The sequence below is a fragment of the Sulfitobacter aestuarii genome (assembly GCF_042685005.1).
In the GTDB taxonomy this organism is placed as follows: domain Bacteria; phylum Pseudomonadota; class Alphaproteobacteria; order Rhodobacterales; family Rhodobacteraceae; genus Sulfitobacter; species Sulfitobacter aestuarii.
The window spans coordinates 84,521-98,733 of record NZ_JBHUMP010000002.1; the positions used below are offsets into that span (position 1 = coordinate 84,521).

Sequence of the window (14,213 nt, forward strand, 5' to 3'; positions counted from 1 at the left end):
GCGTCAGTCGTGGGTGCCCAGATACCGCTCGAGCTGGCGCAGCAGGGTCAGCACGATGACCACAATGGCTGCGGTTAGACAGCCGAGCAGGATTTGCCCGGCACCGCAGGCCAGTCCGATCGCCCCGGCCAGCCACATGGACGCGCCGGTGGTGATGTTGCGCACTTCACCCTTGCTGGTGAAGATGATCCCGGCAGCCAGAAACGCGACTCCGGCGGTCACCGCCTCGATCAGCCGCAGCGGGTCGAAGCGCATCTGGTCGCCGTTGCCGAATTCCAGTGAGCCAAGCTCCTGCCCGATGATGATGAACAGGCAGGCGGCAATCGCCACGAGAATATGCGTGCGCAGCCCCGCGGGCTTGTTGCGCCGCTCACGCTCGAAGCCGATGATCCCCGCCAGCAGCGCCGCCATGGTGAGCCGCGCCGTGGCGGCGCCGACCGGCACTTTGGAAAAACTGTTGGTGAAATCGCTGATCAGGAAATCGAGCATCCGGGAGACTGCCAATAATTCTTGCTTGCCGGGTCAACGCCCTGCGCCCTTCGGGGTTCCCGCATGAACGGCTGGCTGGCGGGCATCGAGGGCACAGCGGCGGGGCATCAGCTGGCGATGTATCTGGCCCTGTCGGCGGCCTTCCTGCATGCGGTTTTCGGGGCGCTGCAGAAGGGGCGGCACGACCCCTGGCTGACCCGCGGCGCGATTGATTTCAGCTATGGCCTCATGGCCGCGCCCTTCGCGCTCTTCGTAGTGCCCTGGCCCGAGCCGCATATGTGGCCGATCTTCCTCGGCGCCTTCGTGATCCACGTGATCTACAAACTGCTGCAGGCCTGGGCCTATACCAAGGGCGCCTATACCGTGGTCTATCCGGTGGTGCGCGGCACCGGCCCGCTCTTCGCGGTGCTCGGCGCCTATGTTATTTTCGGCGAGCGGTTCACTCCGGTTCAGTGGCTGGGCGTGGCCGTGCTGCTCTCGGGGATCTTCGGGCTGGCGGTTTATAACATGATCTTCCTGACCAAGGAACGCGACACGCTGCACGCCGCGCTGGGGCTGGCGGTGCTGACCGGGCTCTTCGTGGCGCTCTACACCACCTATGACGCCTACGGCATCCGCGCCACCGAGAACCCCTTCACCTTCCTCGCGTGGTTCTTCATGATCGACGGGCTGGTGATGCCGGTGATCGCGGCGCGGCGCTACCGGGCAATTACCGATCCGCCCGCGCCGGGGCCGCTGATGCTGCGCGGCGTCTTCGGCGGGCTGGTGGCGTTCCTGTCCTTCGGCTCGATCATGATGGCCACGCGACTCGACAAGGTCGGCGAGGCGGCGGTATTGCGCGAGACATCGACGGTATTCGCCGCGCTGATCGGCGTGCTGGTGCTGAAAGAGACGGTGGGTCCGCGGCGCATCGCGCTGATGGCATTGATTGCCGCGGGGGCTGTGATAGTGGAGATGGGCGGATGACGGAGAGAGACATGGACAGCGGGCGGCAAGACGACGGGGCGCAGGATGCCGGACGGCAGATCAATCCCTGGTTGAAATCGGCGCTGGAATTCGGCCCGATCCTGCTTTTCTTCATCGCCTATCTGCGGCTCAAGGAGCAGGTATTCACCATCGCGGGCACCGAATATGACGGGTTCATCGTGGTCACCGCCGCCTTCATCCCCTTGCTCGTGGCGAGCACCGCCGCGCTCTGGGCACTGACCGGCAAGCTCAGCCGCATGCAGGTCGCGACCGTGGTATTGGTGGTGATCTTCGGCGGGCTCTCGGTCTGGCTCAATGACGACCGGTTTTTCAAGATGAAGCCGACGATGATTTACCTGCTGTTCGGCGGGCTGCTCGCCTTCGGTCTGCTGCGCGGGCAATCCTATCTGAAATTCGTGATGGAAGAGGTCATGCCGCTGCGCGACGAGGGCTGGATGATCCTCACAAGGCGGCTGATGTTCTGCTTCTTCGCGCTGGCGCTGGCCAATGAGCTGATCTGGCGCAATTTCCCGACCGAAACCTGGGTCTATTTCAAGACCTTCGGGCTCACGGCGGCGGTCTTCGTCTTCTTCATGACGCAGGGCAAGCTGTTCAGCGCCTATGCGTTGGAGAAGGACAAAAGCTGAGGGGGCGACCCTGCGGGAAGTATCCCGACGTTTGCAGCCGCCCCATTCGTGTGATCCTATGCCGCCGCGGCGGTGGGCGCGGCGTCCTCGGCCGGAGCCGGTTCTGCGGCGCGACTGTTCACCAGCGTTTCCATATAGGATTTGATCCCCTGGGCCGGTGAGGTCGTGACCGGCGAGACCTGTTCGAACAGCATGTTGACACGGGCTTCTTCCAGACGCTGCTGCGCGGCGCGGCGGTCATTCGCGATGCTGTCGCTCGCCTTCTGTTCTTCCTTTGCCTGCGGGGACGTGGAATCGCTGCGCGCGCTGACGGCTGCTTTCTGCTCCGCCGTGGCGCCCTGCGTTGCACCGGTTGCCTGCGTTGAGGTCGTGGACGGCGCGGCGCTGTCCTTCGTTGTCTCCGGCTCGGACGCCTGCTGCGGCTGCGAAGTGCCGGAGGTGCCGGTGTCATTCGACGGCTCGCTCGTCGGTTCGGGTTCGCGGGTTTCCGTCCGTGCGTAGCTCGGCGATCCGCCGAAGATCGGGGAGAGGAGGCTCATGTCGGTCCTTTCTTGAATCAGGTCTCGTTCGGTTAACCCCTTGCCTAGGCGCGGAAATAGGCAAGATTGTGGTTAACCTGTGGTCTTGTCGGACCGGCCGCCGGACGCGTGACCCCCAGATCCATCGCATGGGGCCCGTCCCGACAGCGGTTCTTCACCGCATTCGGATGTCTTGACGCAAGCCGCGTCTGGGCGTAGCAGACCGACGTGGCGATTTGTTACCGGATTGCGGGCCACGGGCGGGGAGACCCCGCCGGAACCGCTAAAAGGTCAGGATGAAAGGACCCCTTTCGCTTGGCCGCGACTGGGGTTTTTTTGCGCCTGCCGGAGCGGGCCGGAAGGATGGATAAGATGAGCAACGACTGGCAATCACGCACCAAGGCCGTACATGCAGGCAGCCGCCGCAGCCAATATGGCGAGGTCAGCGAGGCGATCTACCTGACGCAGGGATTCGTCTATGAAACGGCCGAACATGCCGAGGCGCGGTTCGAGAGCATCGGCCCCGATGAATTTATCTATGCGCGTTACGGCAACCCGACCGTGGCGATGTTCGAAGAGCGCATCGCCGCGCTTGAAGGGGCCGAGGATGCCTTCGCCACCGCGTCCGGCATGGCCGCTGTCAGCGGCGCGTTGACCTCGATGCTGCGGGCCGGGGATCACGTGGTCTCGGCGCGGGCGCTGTTCGGCTCCTGTCTCTATATCCTCGAAGAGGTGCTCGCCCGCTTTGGCGTCGAGGTGACCTTCGTCGATGGTGCCGATCTGGCCGAATGGGAGGCGGCGATCCGCCCCGACACCAAGGCGGTGTTCTTCGAATCGGTTTCCAATCCGACGCTGCAGGTCGTCGATATCGAAGCGGTCTGCAAGCTGGCCCATGCACGGGGCGCGCTTGTCCTCGTGGACAATGTCTTCGCCACGCCGGTGTATTCGCGGGCGATCGAACAGGGTGCCGACGTGGTGATCTATTCGGCCACCAAACATATCGACGGGCAGGGCAGGGCGCTGGGCGGTGTGGTGCTCGGCAGCCGCGATTTCATCCGTGGCACGCTTGAACCCTATATGAAACACACCGGCGGCTCGATGTCTCCCTTCACCGCCTGGATCATGCTCAAGGGGCTCGAGACCATGAGCCTGCGGGTGCGCGCCCAATGCGCCAGCGCGCAGGAATTGGCAGAGTCGCTGGAGGGGCATCCGCAACTGGCGAAGGTGCTCTATCCCGGGCTGGAATCCCATGCCCAGCACGATCTGGTGCAGCGCCAGATGGGCGCGGGCGGCACGGTGCTGGCTTTCGAACTCAAGGGCGGCAAGGAAGCGGCTTTCCGCTTTCTCAATGCCTGCAAGGTCGGTATCATTTCCAACAACCTTGGCGATGCCAAGACCATCATGACCCACCCGGCGACCACGACCCATCAGCGGTTGCCGCAGGATCAGAAGGAGCTGCTCGGCATCGCGCCGGGGCTGGTGCGCTTCAGCGTCGGGCTGGAGGATGTGGCCGACCTCAAGGCCGATATCCTGCAGGCGCTCGAACAGGTCTGAGACCGGGGAGAAGGCGCCTTCCGGCGGGTGATGGCTTTCCTGGCAGGAAAAGTTGTGGCTTGGCAAGTCCCGTCTGCGATCTTAGGTTGATGGCGATACGAGGGAGAACTACCTATGAACATCGCATCCGATATCAACGCCGAAAAGGCGCGTGACACGGCACGGCAGGCGCTCGAGACGCTGCGGCGCTGGGCCGAGGGCGCGAGCGCGGCGGAGGTTGCCAGCCTGGACCCGACACTCGCCGCCGCGCTGAAGGGCGAGGCGAGCTATCCCACGTTCGAGCGCAGCTACCCGGCCGATTTCAAGGTAGGCGACAATTACAAGGCGACGATGCCGGACCTGCAGAACGGCCCGACCAGCCTGATCCGCGGCTCGCAGCAGCTGATCCAGCATGTCGGGATCTCCAACTTCCGCCTCCCGATCCGCTTTCACACCCGCGACGGCGGCGATCTGGAGCTGCAGACCTCGGTCACCGGCTCGGTCAGCTTGGATGCCGAGAAGAAGGGCATCAACATGTCGCGCATCATGCGCAGCTTCTATCGCCATGCTGAATCGACCTTCAGCTTCGAGGTGATGGAGGCGGTGCTCGACAGCTACAAGGCCGATCTCGAAAGCCTCGATGCGCGGATCCAGATGCGCTATTCCTTTCCGATGAAGATCGAAAGCCTGCGCTCGGGCCTGTCGGGCTATCAATATTACGATATCGCGCTGGAACTGGTCGAGCACGAGGGTCGGCGCAAGAAGATCATTCATCTCGACTATGTCTATTCCAGCACCTGCCCCTGTTCGCTGGAGCTTTCCGAACATGCCCGGCAGACCCGCGGCCAGCTCGCCACGCCGCATTCGCAGCGTTCGGTGGCGCGGATCTCGGTATTGCTCGACCCGACACAGGAAATCCTCTGGTTCGAGGATCTGATCGACGCCTGTCGCCGGGCCGTGCCGACCGAGACGCAGGTGATGGTCAAGCGCGAGGATGAACAGGCCTTTGCCGAACTCAACGCCGCCAATCCGATCTTCGTCGAGGACGCGGCGCGACTGTTCTGCGAACAATTGCTGGCCGATGTGCGGATCAGCGACTTCCGGGTTGTCGCGAGCCATCAGGAGAGCCTGCATTCGCATGATGCGATCAGCATCCTGACCGAGGGCGAGACCTTCGCCGCCCAAAGTCTCGATCCGAAGCTGTTCAGCACCCTGTTCCACGTCGGTTGAACGATCTCGCTGCGCTGCAGAGCGCGGCGAGGCCTGCAAAATAGCGGGTTCAGGTATGCATTAATGTCGGTACTGCTGCAATGCAGCAAAGCCTATATGGGTGTCAGAAAATGATCACACCCATCGGAGGCATCGCAATGTCTTATCACTCAACCGCCACCCCGTCCCTCGCCGCCAATCTCCACGGTGCGCTGAGCAACGTCGGTTCGTTCTTCGCCGCACTGGGCCGCGGCATCGTCGCCAATTCGAGCGGCGCCCGTCGCCTTGAGCGGATCGAGCGTCTGGAAGCCAAATCGGATGCCGAACTGGCCGAGCTCGGCCTGCGGCGCGAAGATATCCTGCACCACGTGTTCAAGGATCTCTACTACATCTGAACTTCGCACGATTAACGAGTGACGGGCTGACGCCCGATATCAAGTCCAGCGGTCCGGCCGGCGCGGCATAAAGCCAACGCTGTCCGGGCCGTTCTCATGTCCGGGGCGCGGGATCGCTTGACACCCGGCTGTGGCCGCGCCAACCCTGCGCGGATGTTGGATATGCGCCCTGTCGGATATGTCATTGGCCTACTCGTGGCCGTCATGGGCGTGACCATGATGCTGCCGATGCTGGTGGACGTCTATGATGGCAACGGTCACTGGCCGGTGTTCATCGAGGCGGGGCTGATCACCATTCTCGGCGGCAGCCTGATCGCCCTGGCCTGTTCCAACGCGGGGCGCGCCGGGCTGACGATCCAGCAGACCTTTCTGCTCACTTCCGGCGTCTGGTTCATGCTGCCGCTGTTCGGTGCGCTGCCCTTCATGCTCGGCGCCACCGAGGCGGGTCTTACCGACGCAGTCTTCGAGGCGATGTCAGGGCTCACCACCACCGGCGCGACGGTGCTGACCGGGCTGGATGACCTGCCGCGCGGGCTGCTGCTCTGGCGCGGCATCATGCAATGGCTCGGCGGGATCGGGATCGTCGTGGTGGCAATGGTGTTCCTGCCCGAACTGCGCGTCGGGGGCATGCAGATCTTCAAATCCGAAGCCTTCGACACCTTCGGCAAGATCCTGCCCCGCGCCGGTCAGATCGCCACGCAGATCTCGGTCATCTACCTGTGGCTGACGCTGGCCTGCATCATCTGCTACCTGATGCTCGGCATGGCGTTTTTCGACGCCTTCGTCCATGCGCTGACTACTGTCTCGACCGGCGGTTTCTCCAATTACGACGCCTCTTTCGGCACTTTCTCGGGGCCGCTGGAATATGTCGCTTCAATCTTCATGGTCCTCGCGGCACTGCCCTTCGTACGCTATGTGCAGCTGATCAACGGCAATCCTTTGGCGCTGCACCGCGATCCGCAGGTGCGCGGCTTCCTGTTGACCGTCGCGGTGCTGGTCTGCGCGATCTTCGTGGTGCTGCTCCGGGTCTTCCCCCAACATTGGGAGCAATCCCTGCGCGAGTCGCTGTTCAACATCACGTCGATCATCTCCGGCACAGGCTATGCCTCGGTGGATTACATGGGCTGGGGGCCCTTCGCGGTGGCGCTGTTCTTCTTCACCGGGCTGATCGGCGGCTGCGCGGGCTCGACCTCCTGCTCGATCAAGATCTTCCGCTACCAGCTGCTCTTCGCCTCCATCCGCGCCCAGCTGCGCCGGATCCGCTCGCCGCACGGCATTTTCACGCCGCGATATGACGGCCGCCCGGTCGGCCCGGACGTGCTGAGCTCGGTGATGTCCTTCTTCATGTTCTTCGTGGTCACCCTCGGAGTGGTCTCGGTGACGCTCGGCATGACCGGGCTCGATTTCACCACCTCGGTCTCCGGCGCGGCGGCGGCGCTGGCCAATATCGGCCCGGGCCTCGGAGAGATCATCGGCCCGGCGGGCAATTACAGCAGCCTCAACGACACCGCGAAGTGGATCCTCACGGCTGCCATGCTGATCGGACGGCTCGAACTGATGGCGGTCTATGTCATCCTGACGGTCAAGTTCTGGCGCGCTTGAGAGCGCAAAGATACATCAAGCGTCCGGCGCGGCACCGCGGGCCGCGCCGAGGGGCCGGGTTCATTCCCAGCAGCTGACCAGCACGGTCATGTTCTGCGCCTCGCGGGCCAGATCGCGGGGCGCCGGGGAACCGGCCTCGTCGGCTGTCTCCAGCGTCACCCCGGCATCCTTGGCCAGCTTAGCGATCCGCTCGCGGTCGAGCGCGAAGCTGACCTCCTCGGGCAATTGCTGCGCACCGCCGGGCCGCGGCAGCAACATGCCGAGCACGTTGCCGGAGGCATCGAAGACCGGCCCGCCCACATCGCCGGGCAGCGATTTCAGCGCCAGCCGCGACAGATGCTCCTCGCCCTGCAGGCCGCGCAGATCCGCCAGCGTGCCGAAGGTCAGCGTCGCGGCGCTGAGCACGCCCTCGTAGGAATAACCGGCCACGGAGATTTCCGATTGCAGGCGTGGCACCTCGGGGCTGAACCGCGCCACCGCCAGCGGTGCGATCGGCTTGCTCGGCTGCAGCAGAGCCACGCCGCTGGCCGTGTCATCGAGCACCACATGCGCTTCGGTATCCCCGTCGAGCGTCAGGCGACGGCAGGATTGCACCGCCTGCGAGGTGGTCGCAACCACGCCGCCGGAATTGATGAAGAAACCGCTGCGTGCGATCTTCGGCCGCCGGATCTGCAACCCGGCCACCAGGTCGATCGACTGCGCCTCGAGATCCGCGCGGGCCGGGTCGAGCACGCCGGGCAGGCGGGTCAGGCTCTTGGCCATCTCCGCAACCAGGCGGCGGCGCCGGTCCTCGTCGCCCACGGGCCAGATCAGGGTGAAACCCTTGATCTTGCCATCGCGCAGCGACACCTGGGTCTGGCTGACGATATGGCCGTCCTCGCCGATCAGCTCGAAGGAATTGCCGCTGAGCTCGCGCGGGCCTTCCTCGGGCACGATCGCGAGCGTCTGCATGATGTCATAAAGCCCGCGCAGACTGTCCTGATCGCCCTCCTGCGAGATCAGCAACACCCGCGCGCCGCGGTCGCCGACGGCGTTGTAATGGGCAAAGGGCGGCTCGTATTCGACAAACTCCACCTCCGCGCGCGGCATCAGGATCTCGATTCCCGCCCGCTCGTCGCGCACCGGCTGCAGATCGAGATCCGCGAGCACCGCGTTATATTGCCGGAGCAGCTCGCGGCGCTGCAAGGAGGTGAGAATACCGGTCTCGGCATAGCCGTTGGCCGCCTGCCAAGCGCCCATGGAGCGGCGGGTGCCGCGTCCGAAGGCGCCGTCGATGGTGCTGGTGTAGAAACCGGCCCATTGCAGCGCCACCTGCAGCTCCATGCGTGCATCGCGGTCGAGCTCCTGCTCGCTGCGCCGCGCCTCGGCGGGGGTTTCATCGGCCGGGGCGACCGGGATCACATCGGGCTGCGCCGCGGTCTGCGCCGCCGGGTCATCGGCCAAATCGCTGTCATCCTGCGGAGAGATCGTCACGGCCGGGGCTTCCTCGCTTGGCGCCGGTGTCCCGTTGCCGAGATCGAGCGATGCGGGCGGATCGATCACGCCGCGGTTCAGGATATTGGCGCCCACGGGCCAGAATTGCTGGCGAAAGGCGCCGGAGAACTGGATGAAACTGTCGTTCGGCACCAGCCCGTCGCGGCGATAGCTGCGCAGCACCAGCTCCGCGTCGGCGCGCCGGTAGGGGCCCACGGCAATGCCGTACCAGCCGCCGCCGAGGGCGAAACCGTTCACATCCTGCAGCAGCGTCGCATAGGCACGGGCCCGGTCGGTCGCCGCCGCAAGGCTCGGCTGCGCTTCGATCTGCACCCAGACAACCGCGTCGCTGGCCTGCGCATGGCTGCGATGCGGCGTGCCGAGACTGGCCAGCGTGCCAAGGGTGAATGTCCAGATCAGGACCAGCAGGGCCGGGGAAAACCGCATCATTGTGCCAAGTACTCTCGCAAGAAGAAATCCGAAGCAGATAAGCAGGAATCTGCCGCAAACGCCATGGGCAGGACGGCGGAAATTGTCACAATGACGCAATTGACCCGCGCGCCGCACCCCCTTAGGAAAGGCGCGCATCTTCAAAGGTCTGATCCATGTCCGAACCCGCTGGCAAACCCCGCTCCTTTCAGGAAATCATCCTGCGTCTGCAGGCCTATTGGGCCACACAGGGCTGCGCGATTCTGCAGCCCTATGACATGGAGGTCGGGGCCGGGACATTCCATCCGGCCACCACGCTGCGCAGCCTCGGCAGCCAGCCCTGGGCGGCGGCCTATGTGCAGCCCTCGCGGCGCCCGACCGACGGGCGCTACGGCGAGAACCCGAACCGGCTGCAGCATTATTACCAGTATCAGGTGCTGATCAAACCGAGTCCGCCGAACCTGCAGGAGCTCTACCTCGGCTCGCTGCAGGCCATCGGCATCGACATGGCACTGCATGACATCCGCTTCGTCGAGGACGATTGGGAAAGCCCGACGCTCGGCGCCTGGGGCTTGGGCTGGGAAGTCTGGTGCGACGGGATGGAAGTCAGCCAGTTCACCTATTTCCAGCAGGTCGGCGGCCATGATTGCCACCCGGTCTCGGGCGAGCTGACCTATGGTCTGGAGCGTCTGGCGATGTATGTACTGGGCGTCGATCACGTGATGGACATGCCCTTCAACGATCCCGACACGGCAATCGCGCTGAGCTATGGCGATGTGTTCAAGCAGACCGAGGAAGAATACGCGCGCTGGAATTTCGACATGGCCGATACCGACGTGCTGTTGCGCCAGTTCGAGGAGGCCGAGGCCCATTGCAAGACGATCCTCGACGCGCCCGCCACGGACCCCAAGACCGGCAAGCGCATCGTCATGGCGCATCCCGCCTATGATCAATGCATCAAGGCCAGCCACATGTTCAACCTGCTCGACGCGCGCGGGGTGATCTCGGTGACCGAGCGGCAGGCCTATATCGGCCGGGTGCGTGCTCTTGCGAAGATATGTGCCGATGCCTTCGTGCAGACCCGCGCGGGCGGCTGGCGCGAGGCGGCGGCCTGACCCACGGGGACAGGGACGGGGCTTTCGATTGCCTGCGAAAAAAAGGGCAGGGCCGGGGGCTCCGGATCCCCTGCGAAAAAAGGTGACAGCGAGATGAACGGCAAAATCGTCGGAATTGCGATCCTGCTGATGGCGGCGATCGCGGGCTTCGGGCTCTATTACCTGCAGATCTACGGGTTTTATCGCGAGGTACCGGGCCCGGAGCATGGGCTGGCGCTGGTCTCGCGCGCCGGTGGCGAGGCCGATCCGATCGCGGTCACGGGCTACAGGGCCATCGACGCCGACAGCTCGCCGATCCGCTATCGTGCCTGTTTCACCACCGATCAGGATCCCGCCGCGCTCGGCGCGACCTATGTGACCCTCGACGGGCTCGAGCCGCGCAATGCGCCGGGATGGTTCGATTGTTTCGACGCGGGCGCGATCTCGCAGGCGCTGGGAAATGGCACCGCGCAGGTGTTTCTGGCGCAGAAGAACATCGCCTATGGAGTCGACCGCGTCGTGGCGATCACCGATGCGGGGCAGGGTTTCGTCTGGCACGAGCTCAATGAATGTGGCGAGAAATCCTATGACGGCACCGTCGTCGGTGAGGAATGCCCGGCCCGCCCCGAGACCTCCGGCGACTGACAATTCCCCGCGGGGAACTTCGCTTTTCGCCTGCCATATCGGGCCCGGACAGGTCCGGGCGGGAACCATTGGTGCCTGTCATGCGCTGAGCCTGCGAAACATGCAGGGGAATGACGGTGGCGGATAAATCTCACGAAGGACTGAAATGGATCATGCGGGCGGGCTATGGCGCGCGCGGCGCGATCTACGTGCTGCTCGGCGCGCTGACCCTGCTGGCGGCGCTGAAATCGGTGGAGGCCGAAGGCACCAAGGATGCGCTGGCGAGCCTGCGCGATGAGCCGATGGGTGTCGCCGCGCTCTGGGCGATCGGGTTCGGGCTGCTGGCCTATATGGTCTGGCGCATCGTCGCCGGGGTGGCGGATGTCGAGGATCACGGCACCGACGGCAAGGGGCTTGTCGCGCGCGCCGGACAAATCACCACCGGGGTGATCCACGGCGGTATCGGCATTTCGGTATTCGGCCTTGCCATGGGTGGCAGCTCGGGCGGCGATTCCGCGCAGGACTGGACGCAGAAGCTGATGGCCATGCCGATGGGGCGCTATCTCGTCGCCGCCGGGGCGCTGGTCCTGCTCGGCGCCGGGATCTATTACGCCTACAAGGGCTGGAGCGGCAAATACAAGGAACACCTGCGCGACGCTGCCCTGACCCGCAAGCTCGACCCGGTTCTGACCGCCGGGCTGGTGATCTACGGGTTGTTGCTGGCGGTCGTGGCCTTCTCGCTCGGCATCGCCGCGCTGCGTGCCGATCCGTCACAGGCTGGCGGGCTCGGCCAGGCGCTGCACACGATCCGCACCATGCCCTTCGGACGGGTGCTGCTTGGCATCACCGGGCTCGGTCTGCTCGGCTTCGCGCTTTACAATCTCGTTGAAGCGGCCTTCCGGGTGATCCCGCGGATCTCCGGCCCGAACGTGAAGACGCTGGCGGCGCGCGCCATGTCTTGACTTGCGCGGCAGCGGCGGCGCGAAGGATTTGCCGCTGCGGTCCCACCGCTGCCTGCTTGGGGCTGGACGCTCGCGGAAGCCCCGGTTAATCACGCCTCCAGACAAAAGCCGCGTTGCGGCAGGAATTGGGGGCGACATTGCCAGATCTGCTGATCGAACTTTTCTCCGAAGAAATCCCGGCCCGGATGCAGAGCCGCGCGGCCGAGGACCTCAAGAAACTGGTAACCAACGGCATGGTCGAGGCCGGGTTGACCTATGCCTCCGCCGGCGCCTTTGCCACGCCGCGCCGTCTGACGCTGACGGTCGAGGGGATGCTGGCGGCGAGCCCGGCGCAGGTCGAGGAGCGCAAGGGGCCGAAGGCCGATGCGCCGGAAAAGGCGATCGAGGGGTTCTTGCGCGGGGCCGGTCTCAGCCGCGATCAACTTGAGGAACGCGACACGCCCAAGGGCAGGATCCTGTTCGCGAAAATAGAAAGGCCCGGCCGGGCGGCGCCCGAGATCGTTGCCGAGGTGCTGGAACAGACGATCCGCAATTTCCCCTGGCCGAAATCCATGCGCTGGGGCGAGGGCGCGCTGAAATGGGTGCGGCCGCTGCATTCGATCCTCTGCATCATCAGCGCCGAAGACGGCGCGCAGGTAGTGCCGCTGGAGATTGACGGGATCGTCGCGGGCGACCAGACCCGCGGCCATCGTTTCATGGCGCCCGAGCCGTTCAGCGTGTCGAGCTTTGACGATTACACCGGCAAGCTCAAGCGGGCCCATGTGGTGCTCGACGGCAAGGATCGGGCCGAAACGATCTGGAACGACGCCACCAACATCGCCTTTGCCAACGGGCTCGAAGTGGTCGAGGACGCGGGCTTGCTCGCCGAGGTTGCCGGGCTGGTCGAATGGCCGGTGGTGCTGATGGGGCGGATCGGAGAGGCATTCCTCGACCTGCCGCCGGAGGTGCTGCAGACCTCGATGAAGGAGCATCAGAAGTTCTTCTCGGTACGCGACCCGAAATCCGGGCGGATCGAGCGGTTCATCACCGTCGCGAACCGCGAGACCGCCGATGATGGCGCGACGATCCTGGCGGGCAATGAGAAGGTGCTGAGCGCCCGTCTGGCGGATGCGAAATTCTTTTGGGAGAACGATCTGCGCGTGGCCAAGTCCGAAGCGGGCATGGCGGCCTGGGTCGAGAACCTGCGCAATGTAACCTTCCACAACAAGCTGGGCACGCAGGCCGAGCTGATCGAGCGCATGGCGGTATTGGCGCGCGAGCTGGCGCCGATGGTCGGTGCGGCGCCGGACGAGGCCGAGCAGGCGGCGCGGATTGCCAAGGCCGATCTGAGCTCCGAGATGGTCTATGAATTCCCCGAGCTGCAGGGCCTGATGGGCAGCTATTACGCGCGCGCCGCCGGACATTCCGATGCCATCGCGGCGGCGGCGAAGGAGCATTACGCGCCGCTGGGGCCGTCCGATAACGTGCCGAGCGCGCCGGTGTCGGTCGCAGTCGCGCTGGCCGAGAAGATCGACAAGCTGACCGGGTTCTGGGCGATTGACGAGAAGCCGACCGGCAGCAAGGACCCGTTCGCGCTGCGCCGGGCGGCGCTGGGGGTTATTCGGATATTGGTGGAGAATGATCTTTCGCTTGCACTGGATGAAGTGTTCACCAAGAGCGCCAAGATTGTCGGGCAACGGACAGTCCGGGATCATGAAGCCTTCGCTGATACCAATGAAATTCGGACCTTCCTCCACGACCGTCTGAAAGTCTACCTGAAGGATCAGGGCATTCGCCATGACGTCATCGACGCCTGTATTGCGATGGAGGGCAATGACGATCTGACGCTGCTGGTCAAACGCGCGCGGGCGCTGAGCGAAACGCTGAAGACCGATGACGGCGAGAACCTGATCCAGGGGTTCAAGCGCGCCAACAACATCCTGACCCAGGCCGAGGAGGCCGACGGGGTGGAATATTCCTTCGGTGCGGATGTGAAATTCGCCGAGACGGACGAGGAGCGGGCGTTGTTTGCCGCGCTCGATACCGCCGAGGCGCGGATCACGCCGGCGATGGCGGCGCAGGATTTCTCTGCCGCGATGACCGCCATGGCCGCTTTGCGCGGGCCGATTGACGGGTTTTTCGAGGCGGTGAAGATCAACGCGGACAACCAGACGGTGCGGCGCAACCGGCTGAACCTGCTGAGCCGGATTCGCGGCATTTGCCTCGGTGTCGCCGATCTGACCCGGATCGAGGGCTGAGCCGGGCCGCTGCCTGTCCGCCTTGCCGGGCGGAC

At 64.6% G+C, this 14,213-nt stretch carries 13 protein-coding genes; 10 read left to right on the forward strand and 3 right to left on the reverse strand.

Annotated elements, in window-relative coordinates:
* Positions 1 to 3 precede the first annotated feature (3 nt).
* On the reverse strand, positions 4 to 489 hold the full coding sequence (locus tag ACFSUD_RS02755; protein WP_386371853.1) for an MgtC/SapB family protein: 486 nt from the start codon (positions 487 to 489) through the stop codon (positions 4 to 6).
* 63 nt (positions 490 to 552) lie between these two features.
* Between ACFSUD_RS02755 and ACFSUD_RS02760 the strand changes: the two genes are divergently transcribed.
* Together ACFSUD_RS02760 and ACFSUD_RS02765 are read left to right on the forward strand one after the other, a co-directional pair.
* Positions 553 to 1,455, forward strand: coding sequence for an EamA family transporter (locus ACFSUD_RS02760; protein ID WP_386371253.1), 903 nt, complete (start codon positions 553 to 555; stop codon positions 1,453 to 1,455).
* A complete protein-coding gene (locus ACFSUD_RS02765; RefSeq protein WP_386371255.1) occupies positions 1,452 to 2,102 on the forward strand; it encodes an inner membrane-spanning protein YciB in 651 nt (216 codons plus the stop codon). The genes ACFSUD_RS02760 and ACFSUD_RS02765 overlap by 4 nt, the downstream gene beginning before the upstream one ends.
* A gap of 56 nt (positions 2,103 to 2,158) precedes the next feature.
* Here the strand turns inward: ACFSUD_RS02765 and ACFSUD_RS02770 are convergent, their stop codons facing one another.
* Entirely contained in the window at positions 2,159 to 2,641 is a 483-nt protein-coding gene (locus ACFSUD_RS02770; protein WP_386371257.1) for a hypothetical protein, read from the reverse strand.
* Between the two features lie 351 nt (positions 2,642 to 2,992).
* On the opposite strand from ACFSUD_RS02770, the gene metZ reads away from it, so the two are divergent.
* From metZ to ACFSUD_RS02790, 4 genes are all read left to right on the forward strand, one after another.
* Positions 2,993 to 4,174 carry an O-succinylhomoserine sulfhydrylase gene (gene metZ, locus ACFSUD_RS02775; RefSeq protein ID WP_386371258.1) on the forward strand — a complete coding sequence of 394 codons (1,182 nt, stop codon included), beginning with the start codon at positions 2,993 to 2,995 and terminating at the stop codon, positions 4,172 to 4,174.
* Between the two features lie 114 nt (positions 4,175 to 4,288).
* Positions 4,289 to 5,383, forward strand: a complete 1,095-nt coding sequence (folE2, locus tag ACFSUD_RS02780; protein WP_386371260.1) for a GTP cyclohydrolase FolE2 — start codon at positions 4,289 to 4,291, stop codon at positions 5,381 to 5,383.
* Positions 5,384 to 5,520: 137 nt separating this feature from the next.
* Positions 5,521 to 5,757: a DUF1127 domain-containing protein gene (locus ACFSUD_RS02785; RefSeq protein WP_386371261.1), complete on the forward strand. Its 237-nt coding sequence runs from the start codon at positions 5,521 to 5,523 to the stop codon at positions 5,755 to 5,757.
* Positions 5,758 to 5,910: 153 nt separating this feature from the next.
* Complete coding sequence (locus ACFSUD_RS02790; RefSeq protein WP_386371262.1) at positions 5,911 to 7,359, forward strand: TrkH family potassium uptake protein; 1,449 nt, start codon at positions 5,911 to 5,913, stop codon at positions 7,357 to 7,359.
* A 60-nt stretch (positions 7,360 to 7,419) separates the two neighbouring features.
* On the opposite strand, the gene ACFSUD_RS02795 is transcribed toward ACFSUD_RS02790, so the two are convergent.
* A complete protein-coding gene (locus ACFSUD_RS02795) occupies positions 7,420 to 9,282 on the reverse strand; it encodes a serine protease (protein WP_386371264.1) in 1,863 nt (620 codons plus the stop codon).
* A 155-nt stretch (positions 9,283 to 9,437) separates the two neighbouring features.
* Between ACFSUD_RS02795 and ACFSUD_RS02800 the strand changes: the two genes are divergently transcribed.
* From ACFSUD_RS02800 to glyS, 4 genes are all read left to right on the forward strand, one after another.
* A complete protein-coding gene (locus ACFSUD_RS02800) occupies positions 9,438 to 10,376 on the forward strand; it encodes a glycine--tRNA ligase subunit alpha (RefSeq protein ID WP_386371265.1) in 939 nt (312 codons plus the stop codon).
* A gap of 93 nt (positions 10,377 to 10,469) precedes the next feature.
* Positions 10,470 to 11,000, forward strand: a complete 531-nt coding sequence (locus ACFSUD_RS02805; protein WP_386371267.1) for a DUF6446 family protein — start codon at positions 10,470 to 10,472, stop codon at positions 10,998 to 11,000.
* A gap of 116 nt (positions 11,001 to 11,116) precedes the next feature.
* On the forward strand, positions 11,117 to 11,941 hold the full coding sequence (locus ACFSUD_RS02810) for a DUF1206 domain-containing protein (RefSeq protein WP_386371269.1): 825 nt from the start codon (positions 11,117 to 11,119) through the stop codon (positions 11,939 to 11,941).
* A 185-nt stretch (positions 11,942 to 12,126) separates the two neighbouring features.
* Positions 12,127 to 14,178, forward strand: a complete 2,052-nt coding sequence (gene glyS, locus ACFSUD_RS02815; RefSeq protein ID WP_386371855.1) for a glycine--tRNA ligase subunit beta — start codon at positions 12,127 to 12,129, stop codon at positions 14,176 to 14,178.
* The last annotated feature ends 35 nt before the right edge of the window (positions 14,179 to 14,213 follow it).

Bases quoted from the DNA above. Each gene is read 5' to 3' on its own strand.
- ACFSUD_RS02770 (WP_386371257.1), bottom strand. From the start codon at position 2,641: ATGAGCCTCCTCTCCCCGATCTTCGGCGGATCGCCGAGCTACGCACGG.
- ACFSUD_RS02805 (WP_386371267.1), top strand. From the start codon at position 10,470: ATGAACGGCAAAATCGTCGGAATTGCGATCCTGCTGATGGCGGCGATC.
- folE2 (WP_386371260.1), top strand. From the start codon at position 4,289: ATGAACATCGCATCCGATATCAACGCCGAAAAGGCGCGTGACACGGCA.
- metZ (WP_386371258.1), top strand. From the start codon at position 2,993: ATGAGCAACGACTGGCAATCACGCACCAAGGCCGTACATGCAGGCAGC.
- ACFSUD_RS02800 (WP_386371265.1), top strand. From the start codon at position 9,438: ATGTCCGAACCCGCTGGCAAACCCCGCTCCTTTCAGGAAATCATCCTG.
- ACFSUD_RS02765 (WP_386371255.1), top strand. From the start codon at position 1,452: ATGACGGAGAGAGACATGGACAGCGGGCGGCAAGACGACGGGGCGCAG.
- ACFSUD_RS02755 (WP_386371853.1), bottom strand. From the start codon at position 489: ATGCTCGATTTCCTGATCAGCGATTTCACCAACAGTTTTTCCAAAGTG.
- ACFSUD_RS02760 (WP_386371253.1), top strand. From the start codon at position 553: ATGAACGGCTGGCTGGCGGGCATCGAGGGCACAGCGGCGGGGCATCAG.
- ACFSUD_RS02785 (WP_386371261.1), top strand. From the start codon at position 5,521: ATGTCTTATCACTCAACCGCCACCCCGTCCCTCGCCGCCAATCTCCAC.
- ACFSUD_RS02790 (WP_386371262.1), top strand. From the start codon at position 5,911: ATGTTGGATATGCGCCCTGTCGGATATGTCATTGGCCTACTCGTGGCC.
- ACFSUD_RS02795 (WP_386371264.1), bottom strand. From the start codon at position 9,282: ATGATGCGGTTTTCCCCGGCCCTGCTGGTCCTGATCTGGACATTCACC.
- glyS (WP_386371855.1), top strand. From the start codon at position 12,127: ATGCAGAGCCGCGCGGCCGAGGACCTCAAGAAACTGGTAACCAACGGC.